Genomic DNA, 23,536 nt, shown 5'->3' on the forward strand with positions numbered 1-23,536 from the left:
CCGTCAGAAATCAGAACTATTTCCATCTACCGACACATCCACATTCCCCAACGACAGGGATTTAAATATTCCTAAACTTACCAAACGGAAATTTCGTCGATCTTGAAATCAATGACTTAAAAAAGCCCTAAGATTCCATCTGAGATTTTGCCAGCAAATGGCTTTTGCTTAACGAAAAGCCGCTGTCCTGCCATGCGCCCTCAAGCTCTTTCAATAGCGCACCCAACTTAGGGCCCGGAGCATGCCCCTGGGCAATGAGATCCGCTCCTTTCAAGGGAAATTCCGGAACGTCCTGCGCCCGGAGCCCGGAAAGGGCCGTCTTAAACGTGTCCAGGTCCGCCACATTGGCGGCTATGCCTTTCGCCCAGGCAGCCAACAGCCCATCCACCCCGGCTTGCCGTCCGAACTGATAAACCATGGCCGCCGCGCCGGGCAAATCACCGGATTGAAGATACTGCTTCTTGGCCGCCCAGGCCCTTTGCATCCGCTTGCCTTGCGCATTGGAAAGCCGGAGCCGCTCACAAATCCGGTCCAGATCCTCATGAACAAAGCCACTCAGCACCACCAGTCCCAGCTCGGGGTCGCGGGTTTCAGGAGCGATGGCATCCAATCGGCGCAAGGCTGCATAGTCTTCCACAAGCGCTATGCCGCCGGTCGCAATCTCCCAAAGACCCGCCTCATTCATGCACCGGACCGCCATGGGTGCCAAGGGGGCCTGTAACAGACGCCGGATCTCATGCCCGATCCGCTCAGCCGACAGGTGCCTCAAGCCGTCCCGCTGGCGCAAGCAAGCGCCCAGCCCGTCCGGATCCAGGTCACCGGACCCGTAGGCCGCATGAATGCGGAAGAACCGCAAAATTCTCAAATAGTCTTCCCGAAGACGGTCGTCCGGATTTCCGATGAAACGCACCCGCCCGTCCAGGCAATCCTGAAGCCCCCCGAGCGGGTCGTGCAGGCATCCGCTGCGATCCACATAAAGGGCATTCATGGTGAAGTCCCGGCGCCATGCATCCTTGGACCAGTCCCGCCCGAACACCACCCGGGCCTGACGCCCGAACGTCTCCACATCCTCGCGCAAGGTTGTGACTTCGTAAGGATAGCCATCGCTGATGACCGTAACCGTGCCATGATCCAGGCCGGTCCCGATCGGCTTCAACCCAGCCGCTTCCGCGCGCCGCATCACCTCGTCAGGAGGCGCGGTTGTGGCAATATCGATGTCGGGAACAGGATGGCCCAGCAAGGTGTTCCGCACAGCGCCGCCAACCGCCCGCGCTGCATCACCCTTTTGCTCCAGGGCGGAAAAGACAGCCTGAATACCGGATGTTGCAAGCCAGTCCGCCGCCCGGAGCCTGTCTTGAGCTGCTGCCGTCATGGCCTATTCGAACCCTCCCGGCACAAAGACACCGTCTTTCATCTGCGTTGGCCGGTAATTCGTGCCTTCCGGGCCCCGGTTCAGCGTGGACATGACAACGAAGCCGGCGATCACCAACCCAAGACCGCTGACGGTCAGCCAGGCCAGCGGCCCTTTTGCCCAGCGCTCCGGATGCCCGCTGCGCTTGGTGAGCCAGAGCCACAGGGCGTAACAGAAGAACGGCAGCAGAAAGAGAATGAGATGAGTAAGCGCAACACGCAGCATCAGCGATAGACCGTTTCATAAAAGGACCGGATGATCCCGGCAGTGACACCCCAGATATGGTATTCCCCAAAGGGCATTGCATAAAAATAGCGCGGCTTGCCCTCCCACTCCCGGCTTTGCTTCAGATGGTTGGCCGGATCCATCAAAAACCGGAAGGGCACTTCGAACACATCGGCCACCTCTTCCGGATTGGGGTGATAGTCAGCAACCTGATGCACCACCCCAACCACCGGAACGACCCGGTAGCCGGACCCGGTGAGGTAGGGTGGCAAAGTCCCCAGCGGCTCGACCTGGGCGGGCGGGAGCCCGATTTCCTCTTCCGCTTCCCGCAGAGCCGCCTCGACAGGCCCCTTGTCCGTTGGATCGATCTTTCCGCCTGGAAACGCGACCTGCCCCGCATGGGAGCTGAGATGCACGGTCCGCTGGGTCAGCACCACGCAGGGACCGCTGTCCCTTTGCACCAGACCAATCAGAACGGCAGCGTCCCGGGGCGGCCCGTCCCATTTTGCGTAAGGGCCAAGGTCCGGGTTGAGCACATGATCCCCGGTCTCCGGCGCAGCTCGGTCCGCCTGGATCTCCCCCAGCCGGGTCCGGAGCCGGGTGACCCAGTCCTGGTCATGTCCGGTCTCGACGAAAGATGAGACAGTCATTCAGCCCGCACGTCCTTTAGCCCTTCAAACCAGGTCATGCCCATGAAGGCATACCCATTCATATGTACCCATCCCGCCGGATCCGCCCCACCGGCCTCATGCCAGACACTCAGGCGCAATTGGGTAGAAGCTGCCTTTGCTCCAAATGCCCATTTGCGTCCCTTCCGGACCGGACCGGTCCACGATCAGATCGGCAAGCTGATACATGAGCGCCCGTGTGAACAGCGCCTCCAGCCTGCCTCTGACGAGAACATAGGGTTTCAAACCGCCACTGTCCGGTTCTTTTTCGAACCGAAGCGGGTGGTCCGCGCCGACGACCACCAAGTCTCCAACATTGGTCCGAAGCGTCAGCTCCTGGGCCTCCCCCTCTCCGGCCACAGCCATTTCCACGGCCAGAAACGGCGCGTCCTCAACCGTAATGCCGATCTTTTCGACCGGTGTGACCAGATAATGCCGGTCATCCGCATCCCTGCGCAGAACGGAGGCAAAGAGTTTCACCAGGGCCTGACGGCCGATGGGCGAGCCCAGATAGAACCAGGTCCCGTCACGGGCAATCCTGATGTCCAGATCCCCGCAAAACGGTGGGTTCCATTTCTCTACCGGCGGCGGTTTCCTGTCCCCGCCCCCGGCCCGGCTGATCAGGGCTTTCAGCCCCTCCGGCATGATGTCCTTGCTAGGCGCGTGTGCCTCGGCCATGACTTTCAACGTCCTTTTCCACCGCCCGGAACCTTCGAAATTCTACCTAGACCGGGCTCAAGCTGCGTGCCGGGGGCCCGCATGTCCTGCGCGCAGTCCCGGTCTTTTTCCCAACGCGTGGAAAGAATCTTGGACCTTTCCACTGTATGCCGCACAATAGCGCCTTATCTACTGACTTATATGGTGTCAGACTGAACGAGTCGTAGCAAAAACAGACAAGGTCCCAAACAGACCGGCCGGACAGGTTCCAGGACAAGACGGGAAAGGTGATTAATGAGCGTTGTTTCCCCCTCCAGCCCGAGCGAGGAAGATCTCGCAGCCGTTGCGGAAAACGCGGAACGCGCCGTCGCCCGGATTCAGGATGCCAGGGCGGATATCGCCCGGATCATCTTTGGTCAGGAAACGGTGGTTGAACAGACCCTGGTCACTATTCTGGCAGGTGGCCACGGCCTGCTGGTCGGGGTGCCCGGACTTGCAAAGACCAAGCTGGTTGAAACTCTCGGCACGGTTCTGGGGCTGGACGCCCGCCGCATCCAGTTCACTCCCGATCTGATGCCCTCAGACATTCTCGGCGCGGAAGTCATGGAGCAGAGCGCCGAGGGCGGCCGCTCGTTCCGCTTCATTCCCGGCCCGGTCTTTTCCCAGCTGCTCATGGCCGACGAGATTAACCGCGCCAGCCCGCGTACCCAGTCCGCGCTGCTGCAGGCCATGCAGGAATATCACGTGACGGTTGCGGGCCACCCCCATGACCTGCCCCGCCCGTTCCACGTGCTGGCCACCCAGAACCCGCTGGAGCAGGAAGGCACCTATCCGCTGCCCGAAGCCCAGCTGGACAGGTTCCTGATGCAGATCGACGTGCATTATCCGGATCTGGACGCCGAGCGGCGCATTCTGCTGGAGACCACCGGTGCAGATCAGGCCGAAGCCCAGGTCGCCATGCGCGCCGAAGAACTGATGGACTATCAGCAGCTGGTCCGGCGCATGCCCGTCGGAGAATCGGTGGTTGAAGCGATATTGAAACTGGTGCGCTCCGCCCGGCCAGGAGACCCGGCCACAACAAATGACGTCACCAGCCTGATTGCCTGGGGTCCGGGCCCCCGCGCCAGTCAGGCGCTGATGCTGACCGTGCGCGCCCGAGCCCTGGTGGATGGGCGGCTTGCCCCTTCCATCGATGATGTGCTTGCCCTTGCCGAGCCGATTTTGCAGCACCGCATGGCGCTGACATTCGCGGCCCGGGCCGATGGGCACACGGTGAGAGACGTCATTCAGCGCGTCAAAGAGACAATCGCCTGACCCAAGGTCTTTTGCAGGAGCGCGCGTCTATGGTTTCCCGCAGCCCACAGACTGGCATTGATCAGGCGTCCTGGCCAAATGTGATCGGCGAGGCCCGGTCCGTCGCCGACGCCCTGCCGGATCTGCTGGTGGAAGCAAGCCATGTGGCGGGTTCCATCATTGCCGGTTGGCATGGTCGCCGCCGGGCGGGGCCAGGGGAAAGCTTCTGGCAGTTCCGTCCCTTCAACATGGGTGAACCGGCCAAACGCATCGACTGGCGCCGTTCGGCCCGGGACGATCATCTTTACGTGCGCGAGCGCGAATGGGAGGCGGCCCACACCGTGTGGCTCTGGGCGGATCTGTCCTCGTCCATGGTGTTCCGCTCAAAGCTTTCCGAGGTCAGCAAGAGAGACCGGTCCATCGTCTTGATGCTTGCGCTGGCCGACATGCTGGCCGAGACCGGGGAACGTGTGGGATTGCCAGGCCTGACCCGAGCCTTCTCCGACCGCAGGGCCGCCGAGCGTGTTGCCGATGCCCTGACCCACCTGTCCCGGCCCATTGCCTTGCCGGACACGACCGCCGTCAACCGGTTTGCAGATATCGTTCTGATCTCGGACTTTCTGGACCCGCTTGAAGATATCGCCGCCTGGGTCGCCCGGGTGGCAGGCACCGGCGCCCGCGGTCATCTGGTTCAAGTGCTTGACCCGATTGAGGAAACATTTCCCTTTGACGGACGGGTAGAATTCACGGACCCGGAACGGGGCCTGCGCCTGACCGCCGGGCGCGCAGAACAATGGCGCGAGGACTACAAAACCCGCCTGGAAGCCCACCGGGCCGAAGTCCGGGACATAGCCCGCCGCGCGGGCTGGACCTTCATCTTGCACCATACGGACCGGCCAGCCTCCGAGCCGCTGCTGGTCCTGCACAGTGCACTGTCCGGTGCCCAGGATGTCCTGACCAGGGGAGGCATGTGAGCTGATGTTTGCCGGCCTGACCTTTACAGCCCCCTGGATCCTGACAGCGCTCGCCCTGCTGCCCGTGATCTGGTGGCTGCTGCGCCTCACCCCGCCCCGCCCGAGGGAGGTGGCCTTTCCGCCCACCCGTCTGCTGCTGGATATCGACCAGCATGAGGAAACCCCGCAGCGCAGCCCGTGGTGGCTGACCCTTCTGCGTCTTCTTCTGGCCGCCCTTTTGATCATCGCCCTGGCCGGTCCCATCTGGCGCACCGCCGATACGGTGGAAACCGGCAAAGGGGTTCTGTGGGTTCTGATCGACAATGGCTGGACCTCCGCAAAGGGCTGGGACAGTCAGGTCGCGGCCGCCGAGCATCTTTTGACCACAGCGGAACAGGAAGGCCAGCCGGTCCTTTTTGCGGCCACCGCCGACGGCCCCTCCCAGAATTTTGCACCGGAATCCGCTGCAGCTGCGCTTGAGAAATTGCGTGCGCTCGAGCCCCGCCCCTTCCCGCCTGTGCGCAGCGAATTAAGTCTCGGACTGCGCAAAGCGGCCCAGGCGGCGCCCCCCGGTGCAGTGGTCTGGCTGTCCGACGACACGCAGACACGGGACAGTTTCCTGACCGATCTGGCCGCAGTCACAGGCAGCACACCCATCACTGTTCTCACCGGGCTGGATACGCCTCTGGGCTTGACGGGTCTTCAAAACGATGCCGATGCCCTGTCTGTGAAAGTGGTGCGCCACCCCGGCCAGGTCCGCTCCGCCGCCAGCGTGCGCGCACTTGATCTGAAAGGGCTTGTGCTGGGGGAAGTTCCGGCCGTGTTCGAGGCGGGCAGCACCGAGACAACCGCCCGGTTTGAGCTGCCAAGCGAATTGCGCAACGATATTGCAAGGGTTGAAATTGCCGGGGAAGCTGCCGCAGGCGCCGTGCAGCTGGTGGATGACAGCTGGCGGCGGCGGACGGTCGGGCTGATTTCCGGCCAGTCGGGCGATCTGGACCAGCCCCTTCTGTCCCCTGTCTATTATCTGGAACGGGCCCTTCTGCCCTTTTCCGACATCCGCCAGCCAAAGGATGGCGACATTGCACTCGCTGTTCCGGCCCTGATCGATCAGGGTATTTCGGTTCTGGTGCTGGCCGATGTCGGGCGCCTGCCGGACACCACCGCAGCCGAATTGAGGGATTGGGTGCAAAATGGTGGCACCCTGGTGCGCTTTGCCGGGCCCCGCACCGCCGGGGGCAGTGACGATCTGATCCCGGTCCAGCTGCGCTCCGGCGACCGCTCCCTTGGCGGCTCTCTGTCCTGGAAGCAGCCCCAGCATCTGGCGGACTTTCCCGACGATTCTCCGTTTTTCGGGTTGAAAGTACCCAAGGAAGTGACCGTCAACCGGCAAGTTCTGGCCGAACCGACCTCGACCCTCTCAGAACGCACCTGGGCGATGCTGGAGGACGGCACCCCTTTGGTCACGGCCGCTCCGCTGGGAGCCGGAAACCTCATCCTTTTCCATGTGACAGCCGATTCCACCTGGTCGAACCTGCCGCTGTCCGGTGTGTTCCTGAACATGCTCCGGCGCATTCTAGCCGTTTCCAATGTGGCTGCCGCCTCCGAGACCCCGGATGACAGCACCCCGGCGAAAAGTGTGCTGCCCCCCTTGCGCCTGCTTGACGGCTATGGCCGCTTCGGCGCACCGCCGGTGGAAGTGACACCGGTCAGCGCCGAGGTGTTCCGCGATGCCAGCGCCAACCGCAGAACCCCGCCGGGCCTTTACGGCACCGAGGACGGGTTCCGGGCCCTGAACCTGATGCAGTCGCAGGACACGCTCGCCCCCATCGATTTCACGGCCCTCGGACCGGCGGCAACCCTCGCCGCCTACCCCTCCTCCAACCCGATTGATCTGCGGGCCGTCTTCTTCACCGCCGCATTCCTGCTGCTGATCGCCGACGCAGTTGCCGTCTTCCTGCTGGCTGGGGGGCTCAGCCGCCTCAGCCCGCGTGGCCGCACCGCAAGTCTGGCGGCGCTTCTCACCCTGGCCCTGGCCGGGGCGCTGCTCCTGCCCCAGGACCGGGCATTCGCGCAATCCACATCCGATGACCTTCAGGCGCTGCAATCGACCTTGGAAACGCGGCTTGCCTATGTGCTGACCGGTAATCCGGAAATCGACGACGCCAGCGCTGCAGGACTGGCCGGTCTGACCCGGTTCCTGGCCGAACGCACGGCGCTGGAGCCCGGCTCGCCGGTAGCCATCGACATTGCCCGCGATGAGCTGGCCTTCTATTCCCTGCTCTATTGGCCAATTGATCCGGCGGCCGACAAACCCAACGCACAGACGATCGCCCGCATCGACACATTCATGCGCAATGGCGGCACGATCCTGTTCGACACCCGCGACCATCTCAATGCCGCGACTGGCGGGTTTGCCTCGACTCCGGCCACTTTGAAACTCCGAGAGATTCTGGAAGATCTGGACGTGCCCCCGCTTGAGCCTGTGCCGCCGGATCACGTCCTGACCAAGTCCTTTTATCTGCTGGATTCCTTCCCCGGACGCTATGCCACCAGTCCCTTGTGGGTGGAGAGCCTGGAAGAGGTTGCCGCACGCGGCGACCGCCCGGTGCGGGCAGGTGACGGGGTCAGTCCGCTCTTGATCACCGGCAATGATTTTGCCGCCGCCTGGGCCGTGACCGAAGATGGCGACTTTCTCTACCCGACCGTGCCCAACAGCCCGGTCCAGCGGGACTACGCCTTCCGATCCGGGGTCAACATCGTCATGTACAGTCTGACCGGCAACTACAAGGCCGATCAGGTGCATATTCCCGCCCTGCTGGAACGGCTGGGCCAATAGGAGCGCTGATGGTCTGGTCCCTTTCCTTCGATCCTCTCCTGCCCCTTTGGGCCCTGATTGCCGGAGGAGTGGCCGCTCTGCTGCTGGCCGGACTGTCAGGCTATCTCAATCTGCGCGGCTGGGCCTTGCGCGCCCTTACCATGGCGCTGCTGCTGTTTGCCCTGGCCAACCCCGCCATTGAGCGGGAGGACCGGGAGCCCCTGTCCAGCGTGGTGGCGCTGGTGGTCGACAAGAGCCAGAGCCAGCGGCTGGCTGACCGGGAAGCCACCACGGAGGCGGCAGCCGCCGAATTGCAAAGCCGCATCAGCGCACTTGGCGGGTTCGAATTGCGGGTTCTGGAATCGCGCAATTCCGGCTCCGGCAACGGTACGGAGATCTTTCAAACCCTGACAAATGGTTTGGCGGACGTGCCGCCCGAGCGGGTCGGTGGCGCCATCATCGTCACGGATGGCCAGATCCATGACATTCCCCAAAGCGCGGGCGCGCTCGGCTTCGATGCCCCCGTTCATGGCGTGATCACCGGAGCACCGGAGGAGCGCGACCGCCGGATCGCTTTGGAAACCGCTCCCCGGTTCGGGCTGGTCGGGTCCGAGCAAACCGTCAGTTTGAGCGTGATCGACCAGGGCCGGGGCACCGGCCCGGGCGATCAGGTGACGCTGACCGTGAAGCGGGATGGCGATGTGGTCAGCCAGCGCACGGCCCGTACCGGTGAGACCATCGATATTCCTGTCGAAATCTCCCATGGCGGCGATAATATCTTCGAATTCGAAGCCGCACCGCTGACCGGGGAACTGACCACACTCAACAACCGGGCTGTGGTCACCGTTGACGGCATCCGGGAGAATCTGAGGGTTCTGCTCGTCTCCGGATCGCCCCATTCGGGCGAGCGCACCTGGCGCAATCTGCTGAAATCCGACGCCTCCGTTGATTTGGTCCATTTCACCATTTTACGGCCGCCGGAAAAGCAGGATGGCACCCCGATCAACCAGCTGTCGCTGATCGCCTTCCCGACCCGCGAGCTGTTCTCGGTCAAGATCGATGAATTCGACCTGATCATCTTCGACCGCTATGTCCGTCGCGGTGTGCTGCCGATGCTCTATTTCGACAACATTGCCCGCTATGTGCGCGACGGTGGTGCGGTGCTTCTGGCCGGCGGCCCCGACTATGCAGAGGCCGGCAGCCTCTACCGCACTCCCCTGGCCCCGATTTTGCCGGCGAGCCCGACCGGCAGCATCCTGGAAGAACCCTTCCATGCCACCCTTGCGGAGATCGGCAAGCGGCATCCGGTGACCCGTGGCCTGCCCGGGTCCAAACAGGACCCGCCTGCCTGGAGCCGCTGGTTCCGGGCCGTCGGCACCCATCTGGATGCGGGCGAGCAGCTCATGTCCGGCCCGGGCGACACACCGCTGCTGGTTCTGAACCGGGAAGGCAAAGGCCGGGTTGCCATGCTGTTGTCCGATCACGTCTGGCTGTGGGCGCGCGGTTATGAGGGCGGTGGGCCCCATGTGCCGCTCTTGCGGCGGCTGGCCCATTGGCTGATGCAGGAGCCGGATCTGGAGGAAGAGGCGCTCAATGTGTCCATGCGCGGATCAGATCTGGTGATCGACCGGCAGACCCTGGGAGACAGCATTGGTGAGGTCACCGTGACGGCCCCATCCGGCGATCAGACCCAGATTGCCATGGGCGAGGAAGAGCCGGGCTTGTGGCGTGGCACTCTGCCGGCAAGGGAAACCGGGCTCTTTTCGGTATCGGATGGCACCTTGAGCGCGCTTATTCATGTGGGCCCGCAGAATCCAAGGGAATATACCGACGTCCTGTCGACCACCGAAGCGCTCGCCCCGATCAGCGAGGCCACCGGTGGCAGCACCCAGCGGCTGCGGGATGTGGGCGGGGACATGCATATCCCCCGGATCGTGTCACTGGCGCCCTCTGCCAGTTATTCCGGCAATGGCTGGATTGGACTGAAAGCGACAGAAGCCAGCGTGCTGAACGGCGTTGACCGCTACCCGCTGATGATCGGCCTGCTTGGCCTTGCCCTGCTTCTGGGCATGTTGTCCCTGACCTGGTACCGGGAAGGACGATAGGGGAAGAGGCCCGTAATACACGGGCGAGAGCCTCGTGCGATCAGTCGGCACGAGGCTCAAATGCCAAGCGCAATTCATCATGACCAATTGCGCTTGGCATCATACAGTTTCAACGGGCGGGCGCTCCCGCTCCTTGGCCTCGTTTCTTTTTTTCTTGTCCTGATCGTAGTGCCACTTAATGGCGAAGAACATTCCAACGCCCAAAACGATCATCTTGAACGGAAAAAAAACGATCGGAAAAAAGTCGACCCAATCGAGATCCATGGCAAGTGTCCAAACGGTTTTATATGACCCTGTTGAGCGTGCCGCGTGTCTTTACATCCAGTGCGGATCTCCTTTTGCGCTGACAGTCTTGATCGCAGACAGAAAAAGAAAGATCCGATGGACTGCGGCAAGCTCCATGTTCAGCAGCGCTACTTGAGAACGGCTTAAGACAACATCCGCCATATTGACGCAGGCCAAGACCCAGGACACCAAAGACACCTGCCCGCCTCCAGAGCGAGAGGACCTCCGCTGAAACGCGCGATGGTCTATGCCCCGCCCTGCACCGCCCCTTCGGGCATCTCGGCGCCATTCAGCAGTGCGACCAGAAGCCGGGCCGGATCGACGGGACCTGGCAGGGTGATGCGGCCGAAGGGAACCCGCTGGAAGCCGAACGGGCCGTAATAGGGTGCATCGCCCACGAGCAGGATAATCCGGTCACCTGCCGTTTCCGCTGCAGCCATGGCAGTGCGCATCAGCGCCTTGCCGATTCCCCGGTTCTTGAATTCCGGAGACACGGTCAAAGGTCCCAGCAGCAGCCCCTTGTGGCCGCCAATCCGGATCGGCGACAGGCGGATGGACCCGGCGATGTCCTGACCGACCAGACCGACAAAGGACAGGTCAGCCCGGTGCGGCACGCCTTCGCGGATGCGGAAGGCGGTGCGGGCGAACCGGCCTGGCCCGAAAGCCTCGGCCTGAAGGTGATCGATGGTGGCGGTGTCGGCAGCGTCTTCGAGCCGGATGACCCACGTGGTCTGTTTCATGTGGCTATTCCTTGACAAGCAGTTTTTTGGAAAAACGCGCCTGCCGAGAGCCGGAATGGAAGGGGTGGAACTCCGGGATCAGGTCAGCCGCGACGGAACAGACGAGAGCTTTCTCGTCGGTCGGTTCGTCGTCGGAGCATCAGACCTGCGGTCATTGATCCCAGTCTCGTTTCTAAGCCGGATGCGTCAAGTGCCCCGGCAGATCATGGATGAGGCAAAGCGGTTACCACGCACGCCGGTCCCGGTCCAGCGCTTTTTTTCGGCACTCTGGTCCGGCCGATTGTTCACCCTTGCCGAACACAGCATTCAATTGATTGATTTCAGCACCTGACGCACAAGATTTTCCCAAAGGAAACGCAAGGAGCATCTCATGGGATTGCTGGTCGACGGTGTCTGGAAAGACCAATGGTATGATACGTCATCAAGTGGCGGACGCTTTGTGCGCAAAGACTCTGCATTCCGCAACTGGGTGACAGCGGACGGATCTGCAGGCCCCAGCGGAAGGGCCGGGTTCAAGGCTGAGCCAGGCCGGTATCATCTGTTCGTCTCCTATGCCTGCCCCTGGGCACACAGGACCATGATCTTCCGCAGGCTGAAGGGCCTTGAAGATGCAGTCTCCCTTTCGGCCGTCGAACCTTTGATGCTGGAAAACGGCTGGGAATTTGCCGAGACCGATCCGCTGACCGGCGCAGACTATGCCTGGCATATCTACGTCAAGGCAGACCCCGGCTATACCGGGCGCACAACGGTGCCGATTCTCTGGGACAAAGAGCAGAACACCATCGTCAGCAACGAGTCGTCCGAAATCATCCGCATGTTCAATTCAGCCTTTGACGGCCTGACCGGATCGACGCTGGATTTTTATCCCGAGGACTTGCGCAGCAAGATCGACACCGTCAATGAGCGCATCTATCACGCGGTCAACAACGGCGTTTATAAATCCGGCTTTGCCACCACCCAGGAGGCCTATGAGGAGGCGGTGGCCGTGCTATTCCACACGCTGGACGATCTGGACAAGCTGCTAGGCACCTCGCGCTATCTCACAGGCGGCCGGCTGACGGAGGCCGACTGGCGCCTTTTCACCACGCTTGTGCGCTTTGATGCTGTTTATGTCGGCCATTTCAAATGCAATATCCGCCGGATTGCCGACTACCCGAACCTGTCCAACTATCTGCTGGAACTCTACCAGATGCCCGGCATTGCCGAGACCGTCGACATGGAGACGATCAAGCAGCACTACTATGGCTCCCACGGGACCATCAACCCGCACGGCGTCGTTCCGGTGGGGCCTGCTCTTGATTTCACGCAAGCCCACGACCGGAACCGGCTGCCCGCCGCCGCTAGAGGCTAGCGCCTCTGGCGATAAGTCAGCATGTCTTTGGTCTCAGCAGACAGGCACCTGTGTCACCAGTGCCCGCCTGAGGGGATATCACCCGCCTTGAACGCCTCAAGGCGGCGGGCGGTGGCCGGACTGAGCCGGTCCGGCAGGGCATCCAGCGGAAAAAAACCGGCTTCGGCAATTTCACGGTTTGGCAGCAGGAAACTGCTGCCCTTGCTCCATACGGTCAGGTGGAACAGGCCGACATGATCCCGGCCGGTGGCTTCCCGGTTAAGATAGATGCCCAGAAGCTGCGGCGGCGCCTCCGCCACCAGTCCGGCTTCCTCCGCCACTTCCCGGCTGGCTGCCGCTTCCAGCGTTTCCCCCCGGTCGACTGCACCGCCGGGCAGATACCAGCCGTCCAGATAGGTATGGCGCACCAGCAGAACCCGTCCCTGCCCGTCTTCCACAATAACCCGGACCCCGAGAATGTAGGGATTGCGCACAAGCACCGCTGTCTGGACGATCCGTTTGGTCCAGCGGCTTGGCAGCAATGACAGGATCTTCAACATGGCCCCAACTTGCACGCATAACAGGTGAAGCAACACTTAACGAACCCATGCGCTTCTTGCAGGGCAGATGCGCCACAATAACGCTCCTTCTTTAGGCCCGAATTGCCTATATGGGATGCAGATTGATGATTTCGAAGGCAGCTCATCTGCCTGACCCTCCCAAGGAGATGACCATGTTGAACGCACTTTTCGGCAAGCGCCGCCCCCGTCCGGCCCATTACAACTGGAAACCGGCTGTTGATCTGAGCAACCCGCGTGTTGCCGCGATCCTGACCACATTCCCCACCAACTAAGGGTCGGGCAAGGCCGCGACCGGAGCAAGAAAAATGTTCGGATTTGTGACTGTTGTGAACGCGACGCTGCGCGAAACCACGCGCTCCGCCAAAACGACCGGTGGCTCAGCCTCCCAACAGGCTGCGGTCAAGGCCGTCCGGGTCAACCCCAAACGCTGACCCCTTGAAAGTTCAGACGTGATTGTGATGCGCCGCGTTATTTCCTTGACGCGGCGCATTTTGGTTTGATGATGCGCCCCCATGTTCACCCTTGCGCATTTGTCCGACCCACATTTAGGCCCCCTGCCCGATCCCAAGCTGATCCAGCTCTTGTCCAAGCGGATCCTGGGCTATCTCAACTGGCAGCGGAACCGCTCGAAAGTGATGGGCGGCAATCATCTGGACCAGCTCGTCGAAGATCTGAAGTCCAGAGCGCCGGACCATATCGCCGTGACTGGCGACCTCGTCAACATTGCCCTGCCCCTGGAAATCTCCGGGGCCCGGACCTGGCTTGAGGAACTCGGGGCGCCGGACCATGTGTCCGTGGTGCCTGGCAATCACGATGCCTATGTGCCCGGCGCCGTGCGCAAGGCGAGCGCTGCCTGGCAGCCCTTCATGTGCGCAGATCCAGCGTCGCAGGTTTCAAGTAACTTAGGGGAGCAAAACGCCCCCGCCCCCTCCCGGACCGAGGCCGTCTTTCCCTATCTGCGCCAGCGGGATGGCCTTGCCCTGATCGGCGTCAATACGGGCCGGGCCAGCGCCCCCTGGTTTGCGACCGGCCGGGTCGGCAGCCAACAGGCCAAGGCCCTGCGCAGGCTGCTGGAGACAACCGGACAGGCTGGGCTGTTCCGGGTCGTGATGCTGCACCACCCGCCGTTCAAACACGCCACCAAATGGCACAAGCGCCTCTCCGATGCCTCCCGGGTGCGGGCCGTCGTCAAACGGGCCGGGGCAGAGCTGATCCTGCATGGCCACACCCACATCGACAGTTTTGAGGAAATTGAGGGACCGTACGGACCCGTCCCGGTCGTCGGTGTGCCTTCGGCTACCTGCGCGCCAGGCGGCCACAAACCGGCCGCCCGCTACAATCTGTTCAGGATTGAGCGCAACGGCAGCGGCTGGTCCTGCCGCATGGAAGAACACGGCTTCGAGGCGCCCGGTGGCTCCATCGCTCTGGTGAGAGCACGGGAGGTGCAGGTTCCGGCGGGCGGAGCCCTCCGGGGTGGCTGACAGTCGGCAAAAACCTCAGATCGGATTGGCAAACCAGGCAAAAGCGATCAGGCCAACCACACCGGCGGCAAGCCCAATGCCAAACCCGCCGGCAATGGCCAGCCAGGACGTCGTGCTTTCCTTGACCCGCACCACCTGGGAATCGAGCGCGACCTGACGCAGGCGCTGGTTCAGCCAGTCCCCTTCCAGGGCCTTTTCCCGCTCGATCACCCGCTCTGCAATATATTCGGTCAGGCAATCCGCCATATCGTCGATATTGGCGGTTTCCAGGATCACCACCCGGCCAAGCCGCGTGTCCTTCAAGAACCGGTAGGTCTTGCGGTCACCACCGACCGAAACATGACTGGTGACATCGATCCACAGGCGCGGTGTCGAGCCTGCAATGATCTGAAGGGAGAACTGATCATCATCTTCCGGGATCTCCCGGAACACGTCTTTGAGCTCGTCCGCCAGCATGTCCAGCCGGGCCCGTTCGGTGTCCTGCAGCTCGACCACCACATCCGAGCGCTCAACCTCGCCGAGCTGCACCTTGCGAATGGCATCGCGCAAAGAGCGCATGCGCGTATGGGGGACGACATTATCCTGCATTTCAGCCATGAGGCGCCTGACTCCAATCTTCTGGTCTTGCCGTTGACGAGAGTCTTAACCGAGTCTCTTGGGCGCGGAATGGCCCGCGAGGGGGAAACTCCAGCCTATCCACTGACAATGATCCCAAACTGGTTAACGGCCATTCTGGGGAGTTTAGGAGATTTTTAACCGTAACACCAGCGAGGCGGCACTGGTTCGCGCCCCGGCCGTGCGCTATGCAAGGATAGGTCGTATGGACGGCAGAGCAGTTTGATTTTGACCTGGTCCTGGAGGGCATGTCTTTGAAGGTGGATGGCAAGAAACACCGCGCGATCCGGCTTTGCGAAGAAGATGACAGTGTCGAGATCATCGACCAGACGAAGCTTCCCCACACATTCGAGATCGCAAAGTTGCAGGATCTGGAGGACGCCGCCCGGGCCATCCGCGCGCTGCAGGTGCGCGGTGCGCCCCTGATCGGGGCAACGGCGGTGTTCGGGGTTGCGCTTGCCATGCGGGCGGATCCGTCCGAAGAGGCTTTGCATGAAGCCTGTTCCGTGCTCCTGCAAACCCGTCCGGCCACGATCAACCTCAACTGGGCTCTGGACCGGGCCCGGCGCAGTCTTGTCCAGATCGAGCCGGAGCACCGGGCCAGAGCCGCCTTCGCGCTGGCCAATGTCATTTGCGATGAAGATATCGGCCTCAACATGGCCATCGGCATGTTCGGCATGGAACTGATTGCCGCCATTGCCCGTACCAAGCGCCCTGGAAAGCCGGTCAACATCCTGACCCATTGCAATGCAGGCTGGCTGTCCACCGTGGACTGGGGCACGGCAACCGCCCCGATCTACATGGCCCATGATGGCGGCCTGCCAGTTCATGTCTGGGTGGATGAAACGCGGCCGAGATACCAGGGTGCTTATCTGACTGCCTGGGAGCTGGGCCATCACGGCGTGCCCCACACCATCATCGTCGACAATGCCGGCGGCCATCTGATGCAACACGGGGAGGTTGATCTTGTGATCACCGGCGCAGAGCGGCTCACTGCCACCGGCGATGTCTGCAACAAGATCGGCACGTATCTGAAAGCCCTTGCCGCACGGGACAACAAGATCCCCTTCTATGTGGCGCTGCCCTCGCCAAGCATCGACTTTTCCCTGACCAATGGTCTGCGGGACCTGCCGATTGAAGAGCGGGAAGGCACGGAAATCACCCGGGTGACCGGCAAGACCGAAGCTGGCGGCATTGAGACCATATCCATCATGGCCGATGGCGCCCGGGTCAGCAATCCCGCGTTCGATGTGACCCCCGCGCGCCTGATCACCGGCCTCATCACCGAACGCGGGGTTCTGGAGCCAAGCCGGCAGGCCCTGACCCAGGCCTTTCCCGAAAGGGTGAAAATGAGCGCCTGACGGCACCGCCTTTCAAGCACAGGCCGCAGCCCGGTCCTCCGCCCACTCGATGCGTCAATCTTGATCAGCCTGCCTTGAGCACAGGTACATGGGGCGCCTTGTCTACGCCATGCAGACCCAGCCCCCTCGGATCATCGGCGATCTCGATGGCGCGCTTATAGGGTTTGAAACCGCAGGACATATAGAATTTCAACGCCTGAGGGCTGTCCGCCGTGCAGGTGTGCAACCACAGACGTTCAGTCTCCGGGCGCGACCAGGACATGGACACCGCCCGGGACATTAGCCAGCGGCCAATACCCCCGCCAATCGCCTCCGGCACCAGCCCGAAATAGGCTATTTCCGGTTCTTTCGGGTCGGCGAAGTCAAGTTCAAGTGTCCCGATCGGCGTGTTTGCGCGCACAGGCAGATAGTTCTCCCGCGCCGGTTCGTTCAAAAGAGTCGACAGTGCCACATCGTCATGGGTGAGACGGCCAAACCAGAGCCAGTCCTCCCCCACCTGACGGAACAATCTGCGATAGGCCTCAAGTTCCGGCTTGCTCCAGCGGACGAGCTCAAGATCGGTCCGGTCTGCAGCCAGGGGCTCCGCCGGGGCTTGGGTCATCTCCAGATAGGTGACCACAAAGGCCACCTTGCCCTCTGGCACATCCGTATAGCCGTTCAAATCAAGCACAGGCGCTGACACTGTTCCCTCCGAGATCTCTTGTAGGTGTCAACCGGAGTAAACCAGTTTGGGCACAAGACAAGCCGGAAACGTAAAGAGTGTTGATTTTGTTTCTCAAAAACGGTTTCCCCCGGCTAGCATACTGCAGCCGATTCATCACTTGTTAACCATGGTTTGAGACACTTTCCCCGTATTCAGGAAAGATGCGCACATGCCTAAAGTGGGAAATTACGTCCAGCGGGACTATCATAACAAATTCAAGTCCCAGCAGAAATCCACCTGGTCGGACTATAACAAGTCCTGGAACCAGCGCCGGGAAGCCGCCGCCCAAAAAATGGCGCAGCTGCGCACCATCGCCAACAATTTTTCGACAATCACGTCCGAAGCCTCCCAGTCCAACACGAATTTCCTGATGCAAAATCAGGGGCAAAGCGGGCCTTATGCCAGCAATACCGCCGTCATGGCACGGGTTAACGTGGTCGTCTGAGACACCCGCTTTTCTGAAGCGCTTCGTGGTGAAGCAAGGACAATCCTCTGTGTCATTTGGGTTGAACGCCCTGTTGTTGTCAGGCAACGAAAGACACATCCGGTAAGACGCAATTTGCCTGACGACACTCCTCCTAGACCGAGCCCACCGTCTTCAGCTTGATCCTGGGATGTACTTCCGCCTGGCTCATCACCGTTGTATGGGCGCGGAAACGTTCCACGATGGAGCGCACGAAGGAGCGGGTCTGGGGCGAGGTCAGAAGCACCGGCACCTCGCCCTGCTGGGCAGCGGCCTCAAAGGCATCGCGCACCTTGGCCACGAATTCCTGCAACCGGCTTGGCTGCATGGCCAGTTGGCGCTCGTCGCCTTCGCCCACAATCGATTCCAGGAACGCCTGCTCCCATTGCGGCGACAGGGCGATCAACGGCAGATAGCCACCCGGCGCCAGATTGGCTGCACAGATCTGACGGCCGAGTCGCGTGCGCACATGTTCGGCAATCGTGTCGGTGTTGCGGGTCATCCCGGCCGCCTCCGACACACCTTCCAGAATGGTGCCCAGATCGCGCACCGAAATGCGCTCGTCCAGAAGGGTCTGCAGCACCCGTTGCAGGCCCGAGACGGTGATTTGCGAAGGAACCAGATCTTCTACAAGCTTGGCCTGCTCGCCCTTCAGCTCCTTCAGAAGTTTTTGAACATCACCATAGGTCAGAAGTTCACTGATATTGGTCTTGATCGTTTCAGTCAGGTGGGTGGACAGCACAGTTGCCGGATCGACCACCGTATACCCACGAAGGGAGGCATCTTCCCGGTACTGGGCCTCCACCCAGGTTGCCGGCAGGCCGAAAGTCGGTTCCGTCGTATGGGTTCCTGGCAGTTTGACCTGCCCGCCCGCAGGGTCCATCACCATATAATGGTTGGGATAGAGAATGCCGCGCCCGGCCTCCACTTCCTTGACCTTGATGACATAGTCATTGGCGCCGAGCTGAATGTTGTCGAGGATGCGCACCGGCGGCATGATAACCCCCATGTCGCCGGCGACCTGACGGCGCAGCGCCTTGATCTGCTCTGTCAGAACATCCCCTTCCCCTTGTGCCTTGCCATTGATCAGGGGCAGCAGGGCATAGCCAAGCTCAATCCTCAATTCGTCCATCTTGAGTGCATCGGTGATCGGTGGCTCGGGCGGCGGTTTCGGCGCGGCCTCAACGGCTTTTTGATGGGCGACCTTGGCCGCTGCCTTCTTCTTGCGCGCCCCCACCTGAAAGGCAAGATACCCGGCAAGACCGGCCAGGCCCAGGAACGGGATCATCGGCATGCCCGGCAGCATTGCCAGGACCACCATGACCGCAGCCGACATGCCAAGCGCCTTCGGATAGCCGGTGAACTGGCTGGTCAAGGCCTTGTCGGCTGCGCCGTGCACACCGGCCTTGGAGACCAGAAGACCGGCCGCAGTCGAGACGATCAGCGCCGGGATCTGCGAGACCAGACCGTCCCCGATGGTCAGAAGCGTATAGTTGTTCGCCGCTTCCGAAAAACTCAGCTCCATCTGGGCGACACCGATAAAGATCCCGCCCAGAATGTTGATAAAGGTAATCAGGAGGCCCGCAATCGCATCGCCGCGCACGAATTTCGAGGCACCATCCATAGCCCCGAAAAACGAGCTTTCATCTTCCAGCGCCTTCCGGCGGGTCTTGGCTTCCGCCTCATCGATGAGACCGGCAGACAGATCCGCGTCAATGGCCATCTGCTTGCCCGGCATTGCATCCAGAGTGAAGCGGGCGGCGACTTCCGCGATCCGGCCTGACCCCTTGGTGATCACCACGAAATTCACGATCACCAGGATCGCAAACACAATGATCCCGATGACAAAATTGCCGCCCATCACCAGATTGCCAAAGGACTGGATGACATTGCCCGCCGCCGACGTGCCCTCATGGCCATTGGCCAGGATCAGCCGGGTGGATGAAATGTTCAGGCCTAGCCGCAACATAGTCGCGATCAGCAGCACCGTCGGGAAGGATGAGAATTCAAGCGGTTTTTGAATGAACAGGCCCGTCATCAGGATCATGACGGAAAAGATGATCGACACTGCCAGAAACGTGTCCAGCATAACCGGCGGCATCGGCAGGATCAGCAGCGTCAGGATCACCAGAACGCCGGTCGCCAGCCCGACATCCCCCTTGCGCAGGGTGTCGATCAGCTCCTGAAGGGAAGGCAAATTGGACGGTGCCGCATCGGACTGGGCCGCTGCCGCCGGTTGCTCCGGTCCTGATGCCGGGGCCGATCCCCCACCTTGTCCACCTGCTGCCGTGTCCGACATTCTCTATTCCGGTTTCTGACAGACGCCCGGACTCACCACATGCCGCGTCTGGATTGCACGATGTTTGATGATCAGGCTCTGGCCTCGCCCGGTCCCGGGACGCTGACTCCTTCATCGGTATACTGATTCAGCTTGTTCCGCAGCGTGCGGATGGAGATTCCCAGAATTTTCGCCGCATGGGTCCGGTTGCCCAGGCAATGGTCCAGCGTGTCCAGGATGAGATCCCGTTCCACATCCGCCACCGTGCGCCCGACAAAGGACCGGGTCACGGCTTCCGCTGTCTCTGCAGCCCGCTCCGCAGGGCCGCGCGAGCCGGTCAGCGGCGTGCCATCCGGCATGCGGATCGCCTCAACTCCGATTTCCGCGCCCGAGGCCAGAAGAATGGACCGGTGCATGGTGTTTTCCAGCTCGCGCACATTGCCCGGCCAGGGATTGGCCATCAGGGCCTGCCGGGCCTCTGCGGAGACCAGCCGCACCGGAACCCCATTGGCTTCCGAATAATGTTTGATGAAAAACTGGGCCAGCTCCATGATATCGGCCGGGCGCTCCCGCAGGGCCGGGAGCTTTAGGTTGACCACATTCAGCCGGAACAGAAGATCTTCGCGGAACTGGCCCTGGCGCACACTTTCCGCCAGATCCCGGTTGGACGTGGCCAGAATGCGGATATTCACCGGAACCGGCCGCGTGCCGCCCACCCGGTCGATCACCCGCTCCTGAATGGCGCGCAACAGTTTTGCTTGCAGGCGCACATCCATTTCGGAAATCTCGTCCAGGAGCAGCGTGCCCCCATCGGCCTCCTCGAACTTGCCGATCCGGCGGGCAACCGCGCCAGTAAAGGCGCCTTTCTCATGGCCGAACAGTTCCGATTCCAGAAGGTGCTCAGGGATGGCCGCACAGTTGATCGAAATGAACGGTTTGGACGCCCGGTTGGAGCATTTGTGAACGTGGCGGGCAATCACTTCCTTGCCGGTGCCCGACTCGCCGGTGATCAGCACGGAGGCTTCAGACGGGGCCACCTGCTCGGCCAGCTTGACCACGGTGGCCATGGCTTCGTCCCGGTAGATCAGATCCCCGCGTTCCTGGGCGACGGCGGCCAGAACCGCTGCGATCATCTCCGGGTCCGGCGGCAGGGGGATATATTCCTTCGCCCCGGCCCGGATCGCCGTCACGGCCGCCTGGGCGTCGGTTTCCACGCCGCAGGCCACCACCGGCACATGCACCCGTTCCAGCTGCAGCTTGTCGATGAGGCCGGCAATGTCGAGATGAACCTCAACCATCATGAGATCCGCGCCCCGGCCGGACCGCAGAACCTTCAGCGCCCCTTCCACGTCATCCGCATGGGTGACCTGGGCACCGCCCTGCATCGCAATCTTTGATGCTGTCGTGAGCTGACCACCAAGGGTTCCGACAATGAGCAGACGCATCTGTTACCTTTCCTACCGGTCCGTCTTGATGATTTCCGTCATGGTGACGCCGAGCTTGTCCTCAACCAGAACCACTTCGCCGCGGGCCACCAGCCGGTCATTCACATAGATATCGATTGCCTCCCCGACCTTCCGGTCGAGTTCCAGCACCGTGCCGGAGGCAAGCTTCAAAAGATCCGACACATGCATTTTCGAATGCCCCAGAACGGCAGAGATCCGCACCGGCACATCAAACACGGCTTCAAGATCCGCCGCCGATTGCGGCGCGGCAATTTCTTCGTCGTCCGAGCTGCGCTCAGGCGCCTCCAGCTCGTCGAGCGGAATATTGGTGTCTTGTTCGTCGCTCATGTCTCAGCGTCCTTTTGCACCGGAGCGTCAGGGGCTGGAGCGGCCTTTGCCGCGCTGCGCGCCCTTAGATACGTCCGGATGCTTGCGTCGATCTCGTTTTCCAGCACCTTCCGGTCCCGCTTGATCCCGCCATCAGCCCATTCGATATGGCAATCGCCGCGGCCGATTTCCGGCTCGCCCAGGATCACGAGGCGGCCATCAAAGCCCTTCTCGTGAATGATCGGATCCACCTGCGCCTTCAGCGCCTCCACGTCCTTCTCCGCAACCCGGATCACCAGATGCGGCGCCTTGCGCAGCGGGCCCAGGCATTCTGACACCAAGGCCACCGTTTCGGCCAGTGGCTGGCGGGCAATCAGGTGGGCACAAAGCCGTCTGGCCACAAGAAATGACAGGCTGACGGCATCTTTTTCCCGGCTGGCCTGCTGATCATCCAGGGTTTCAATCACGCCGCCAACCGCGTCCACCAGCCGGCCAACCTCTGCGGTCAACAGGGTTTCCTGCTTCGTCTGCAGGTCTTCCAGCGCCTGAACGCGCCCTTTTTCAAACGCCCGCGCCTCTGCCTCCGCCAGCAGTTTCTCATGCTCCGCCAACGTGATCATAGGGATTTGCGGCTCAGGCGGCGCCTCAACCTCGGGCTCTTCCGGCGTGGAAAAGTCCATGTTGAACAGAAATTTCGACGGGTTGGTCATGCTGCCCATTCTGCTACGTGTACCTGCTGGCTGAATCATCAGTAGATAATTTCATCCTCGCCCTTCGACTTGGAGATCATGATCTCACCTTTTGCCGCCAGGTCCTTGGCCTTGTTCACCATGTCTGTCTGCGCTTCATCAACATCCCGCAACCGGACCGGCCCCAGGGCTTCCATGTCGTCGGCCAGAAGCTTGGCCGCACGGGACGACATGTTGCCGAAGAAGAATTCGCGGGCCGTATCGGTGGATCCCTTGAGCGCGATCGCAAGCTGATCCTTTTCCACATGGCGCAGAAGGGTCTGACAGCTGGCCGCATCCAGTTTCAACAAATCGTCGAAGGTGAACATCAGCGTCTTGATCCGGTCCGCTGCCTCGCGGTTGTCCTCTTCCAGGGCCGCCAGGAACCGGGCTTCGGTCTGACGGTCGAAATTGTTGAAGATATCTGCCATCATCTCGTGGCTGTCCCGGCGCGACGTGTTGGTCAGGTTCGACATGAACTCCACCCGGAGAGTCTGCTCGACCTTTTCCAGAACTTCCTTTTGCACCGCATCCATCCGCAGCATCCGGCTGACCACTTCCAACGCCAGTTCCTCCGGCAGAATGCCAAGAACCCGCGCCGCATGGTCCGAATTGATCTTTGACAGAACAACAGCGACGGTCTGGGGGTATTCGTTCTTCAGATAGTTTGCCAGAACGTTTTCCTGAACGTTTGACAGTTTCTCCCACATGTTCCGGCCGGCAGGCCCGCGGATTTCCTCCATAATGACGGAGACCTTGTCCCCGGGCAGGAAGCTGGTCAGCAGCCGTTCGGTCGCATCCACATTGCCGGTCAAGGCCCCTCGGGAGCTGACCCGGCGGACAAAGTCCTTGAACAAGTCTTCCAGCATGTTTGGCGTGACCGGGCCCAGATTGGCCATGGCTGCCGAGACCTGGCGCACTTCAATCTCGTCAAGCTTGTCCCAGATCGGCGCGCCATGAGAATCGCCAAGGGCCAGCAGAAGAACGGCCGCCCGCTCGGCACCCTTGAGTTCGCGCTCTTCTTCGTCCGCGCTGACCTTGAGCTGTTTTTGGAGAAGATCGTTCATTG

24 protein-coding genes are annotated in these 23,536 nt (G+C 61.5%); 10 read left to right on the plus strand and 14 right to left on the minus strand.

Translation table 11 applies throughout. The annotated features are described in order from the left end of the window. Nucleotides 1-127: 127 nt before the first annotated feature. From ACXAIC_RS06565 to ACXAIC_RS06580, 4 genes are all read right to left on the minus strand, one after another. Entirely contained in the window at nt 128-1,372 is a 1,245-nt protein-coding gene (locus ACXAIC_RS06565; RefSeq protein ID WP_475174915.1) for a CCA tRNA nucleotidyltransferase, read from the minus strand. 3 nt (nt 1,373-1,375) lie between these two features. Next, entirely contained in the window at nt 1,376-1,636 is a 261-nt protein-coding gene (locus ACXAIC_RS06570; protein ID WP_475174917.1) for a DUF6111 family protein, read from the minus strand. Further along, the gene (locus ACXAIC_RS06575; protein ID WP_475174918.1) at nt 1,636-2,286 is read right to left on the minus strand and encodes a CoA pyrophosphatase; all 651 of its coding nucleotides are present in this window, start codon (nt 2,284-2,286) and stop codon (nt 1,636-1,638) included. The genes ACXAIC_RS06570 and ACXAIC_RS06575 overlap by 1 nt, the downstream gene beginning before the upstream one ends. Before the next feature lie 96 nt (nt 2,287-2,382). Further along, nucleotides 2,383-2,982, minus strand: a complete 600-nt coding sequence (locus ACXAIC_RS06580; RefSeq protein ID WP_475174921.1) for a DUF1285 domain-containing protein — start codon at nt 2,980-2,982, stop codon at nt 2,383-2,385. A gap of 273 nt (nt 2,983-3,255) precedes the next feature. On the opposite strand from ACXAIC_RS06580, the gene ACXAIC_RS06585 reads away from it, so the two are divergent. From ACXAIC_RS06585 to ACXAIC_RS06600, 4 genes are read left to right on the plus strand one after another with little or no spacing between them, the layout of a single operon-like run. After that, nucleotides 3,256-4,275 carry an AAA family ATPase gene (locus ACXAIC_RS06585; protein WP_475174924.1) on the plus strand — a complete coding sequence of 340 codons (1,020 nt, stop codon included), beginning with the start codon at nt 3,256-3,258 and terminating at the stop codon, nt 4,273-4,275. 29 nt (nt 4,276-4,304) lie between these two features. Beyond that, nucleotides 4,305-5,228 (plus strand): DUF58 domain-containing protein, encoded by a 924-nt coding sequence (locus tag ACXAIC_RS06590; RefSeq protein ID WP_475174927.1) that lies wholly within the window; start codon nt 4,305-4,307, stop codon nt 5,226-5,228. Between the two features lie 4 nt (nt 5,229-5,232). Further along, the gene (locus ACXAIC_RS06595) at nt 5,233-8,046 is read left to right on the plus strand and encodes a DUF4159 domain-containing protein (RefSeq protein ID WP_475174930.1); all 2,814 of its coding nucleotides are present in this window, start codon (nt 5,233-5,235) and stop codon (nt 8,044-8,046) included. 8 nt (nt 8,047-8,054) lie between these two features. After that, nucleotides 8,055-10,130: a hypothetical protein gene (locus ACXAIC_RS06600; RefSeq protein ID WP_475174932.1), complete on the plus strand. Its 2,076-nt coding sequence runs from the start codon at nt 8,055-8,057 to the stop codon at nt 10,128-10,130. Between the two features lie 99 nt (nt 10,131-10,229). On the opposite strand, the gene ACXAIC_RS06605 is transcribed toward ACXAIC_RS06600, so the two are convergent. Together ACXAIC_RS06605 and ACXAIC_RS06610 are read right to left on the minus strand one after the other, a co-directional pair. Continuing rightward, nucleotides 10,230-10,394 (minus strand): hypothetical protein, encoded by a 165-nt coding sequence (locus ACXAIC_RS06605; RefSeq protein ID WP_475174934.1) that lies wholly within the window; start codon nt 10,392-10,394, stop codon nt 10,230-10,232. A 266-nt stretch (nt 10,395-10,660) separates the two neighbouring features. After that, on the minus strand, nt 10,661-11,155 hold the full coding sequence (locus ACXAIC_RS06610) for a GNAT family N-acetyltransferase (RefSeq protein WP_475174937.1): 495 nt from the start codon (nt 11,153-11,155) through the stop codon (nt 10,661-10,663). Here ACXAIC_RS06610 and ACXAIC_RS06615 point away from each other — a divergent pair. Then, complete coding sequence (locus ACXAIC_RS06615) at nt 11,142-11,486, plus strand: hypothetical protein (protein ID WP_475174940.1); 345 nt, start codon at nt 11,142-11,144, stop codon at nt 11,484-11,486. The genes ACXAIC_RS06610 and ACXAIC_RS06615 overlap by 14 nt on opposite strands. Nucleotides 11,487-11,525: 39 nt before the next feature. Continuing rightward, nucleotides 11,526-12,506, plus strand: coding sequence for a glutathione S-transferase family protein (locus ACXAIC_RS06620; protein WP_475174942.1), 981 nt, complete (start codon nt 11,526-11,528; stop codon nt 12,504-12,506). A 53-nt stretch (nt 12,507-12,559) separates the two neighbouring features. On the opposite strand, the gene ACXAIC_RS06625 is transcribed toward ACXAIC_RS06620, so the two are convergent. Continuing rightward, nucleotides 12,560-13,045, minus strand: coding sequence for an NUDIX domain-containing protein (locus ACXAIC_RS06625; RefSeq protein ID WP_475174944.1), 486 nt, complete (start codon nt 13,043-13,045; stop codon nt 12,560-12,562). Nucleotides 13,046-13,371: 326 nt separating this feature from the next. On the opposite strand from ACXAIC_RS06625, the gene ACXAIC_RS06630 reads away from it, so the two are divergent. Next, nucleotides 13,372-13,497, plus strand: coding sequence for a hypothetical protein (locus tag ACXAIC_RS06630; RefSeq protein WP_475174947.1), 126 nt, complete (start codon nt 13,372-13,374; stop codon nt 13,495-13,497). 81 nt (nt 13,498-13,578) lie between these two features. Further along, nucleotides 13,579-14,547: a metallophosphoesterase family protein gene (locus ACXAIC_RS06635; protein WP_475174949.1), complete on the plus strand. Its 969-nt coding sequence runs from the start codon at nt 13,579-13,581 to the stop codon at nt 14,545-14,547. 15 nt (nt 14,548-14,562) lie between these two features. Here ACXAIC_RS06635 and ACXAIC_RS06640 read toward each other — a convergent pair whose 3' ends face one another. Next, on the minus strand, nt 14,563-15,144 hold the full coding sequence (locus tag ACXAIC_RS06640) for a hypothetical protein (RefSeq protein ID WP_475174951.1): 582 nt from the start codon (nt 15,142-15,144) through the stop codon (nt 14,563-14,565). 272 nt (nt 15,145-15,416) lie between these two features. Here ACXAIC_RS06640 and mtnA point away from each other — a divergent pair, with 272 nt between their 5' ends. Then, nucleotides 15,417-16,523 carry an S-methyl-5-thioribose-1-phosphate isomerase gene (mtnA, locus tag ACXAIC_RS06645; protein WP_475175004.1) on the plus strand — a complete coding sequence of 369 codons (1,107 nt, stop codon included), beginning with the start codon at nt 15,417-15,419 and terminating at the stop codon, nt 16,521-16,523. 64 nt (nt 16,524-16,587) lie between these two features. Here mtnA and ACXAIC_RS06650 read toward each other — a convergent pair whose 3' ends face one another. Continuing rightward, nucleotides 16,588-17,205 (minus strand): GNAT family N-acetyltransferase, encoded by a 618-nt coding sequence (locus ACXAIC_RS06650; protein WP_475174953.1) that lies wholly within the window; start codon nt 17,203-17,205, stop codon nt 16,588-16,590. Between the two features lie 190 nt (nt 17,206-17,395). Between ACXAIC_RS06650 and ACXAIC_RS06655 the strand changes: the two genes are divergently transcribed. Next, nucleotides 17,396-17,671, plus strand: coding sequence for a flagellar biosynthesis protein (locus ACXAIC_RS06655; RefSeq protein WP_475174956.1), 276 nt, complete (start codon nt 17,396-17,398; stop codon nt 17,669-17,671). Between the two features lie 133 nt (nt 17,672-17,804). On the opposite strand, the gene flhA is transcribed toward ACXAIC_RS06655, so the two are convergent. From flhA to fliG, 5 genes are all read right to left on the minus strand, one after another. Further along, complete coding sequence (gene flhA / locus ACXAIC_RS06660) at nt 17,805-19,988, minus strand: flagellar biosynthesis protein FlhA (protein WP_475174959.1); 2,184 nt, start codon at nt 19,986-19,988, stop codon at nt 17,805-17,807. A 71-nt stretch (nt 19,989-20,059) separates the two neighbouring features. Beyond that, on the minus strand, nt 20,060-21,412 hold the full coding sequence (gene flbD, locus ACXAIC_RS06665) for a sigma-54-dependent transcriptional regulator FlbD (RefSeq protein WP_475174962.1): 1,353 nt from the start codon (nt 21,410-21,412) through the stop codon (nt 20,060-20,062). Nucleotides 21,413-21,424: 12 nt separating this feature from the next. Then, nucleotides 21,425-21,760, minus strand: a complete 336-nt coding sequence (gene fliN, locus ACXAIC_RS06670) for a flagellar motor switch protein FliN (RefSeq protein WP_475174964.1) — start codon at nt 21,758-21,760, stop codon at nt 21,425-21,427. Beyond that, nucleotides 21,757-22,449: a FliH/SctL family protein gene (locus tag ACXAIC_RS06675; RefSeq protein WP_475174966.1), complete on the minus strand. Its 693-nt coding sequence runs from the start codon at nt 22,447-22,449 to the stop codon at nt 21,757-21,759. The genes fliN and ACXAIC_RS06675 overlap by 4 nt, the downstream gene beginning before the upstream one ends. Nucleotides 22,450-22,487: 38 nt before the next feature. Next, nucleotides 22,488-23,534 carry a flagellar motor switch protein FliG gene (fliG, locus tag ACXAIC_RS06680; RefSeq protein ID WP_475174968.1) on the minus strand — a complete coding sequence of 349 codons (1,047 nt, stop codon included), beginning with the start codon at nt 23,532-23,534 and terminating at the stop codon, nt 22,488-22,490. Between the last annotated feature and the right edge of the window lie 2 nt (nt 23,535-23,536).

The sequence above is a fragment of the Roseibium sp. AWQ4_254 genome (assembly GCF_056161025.1).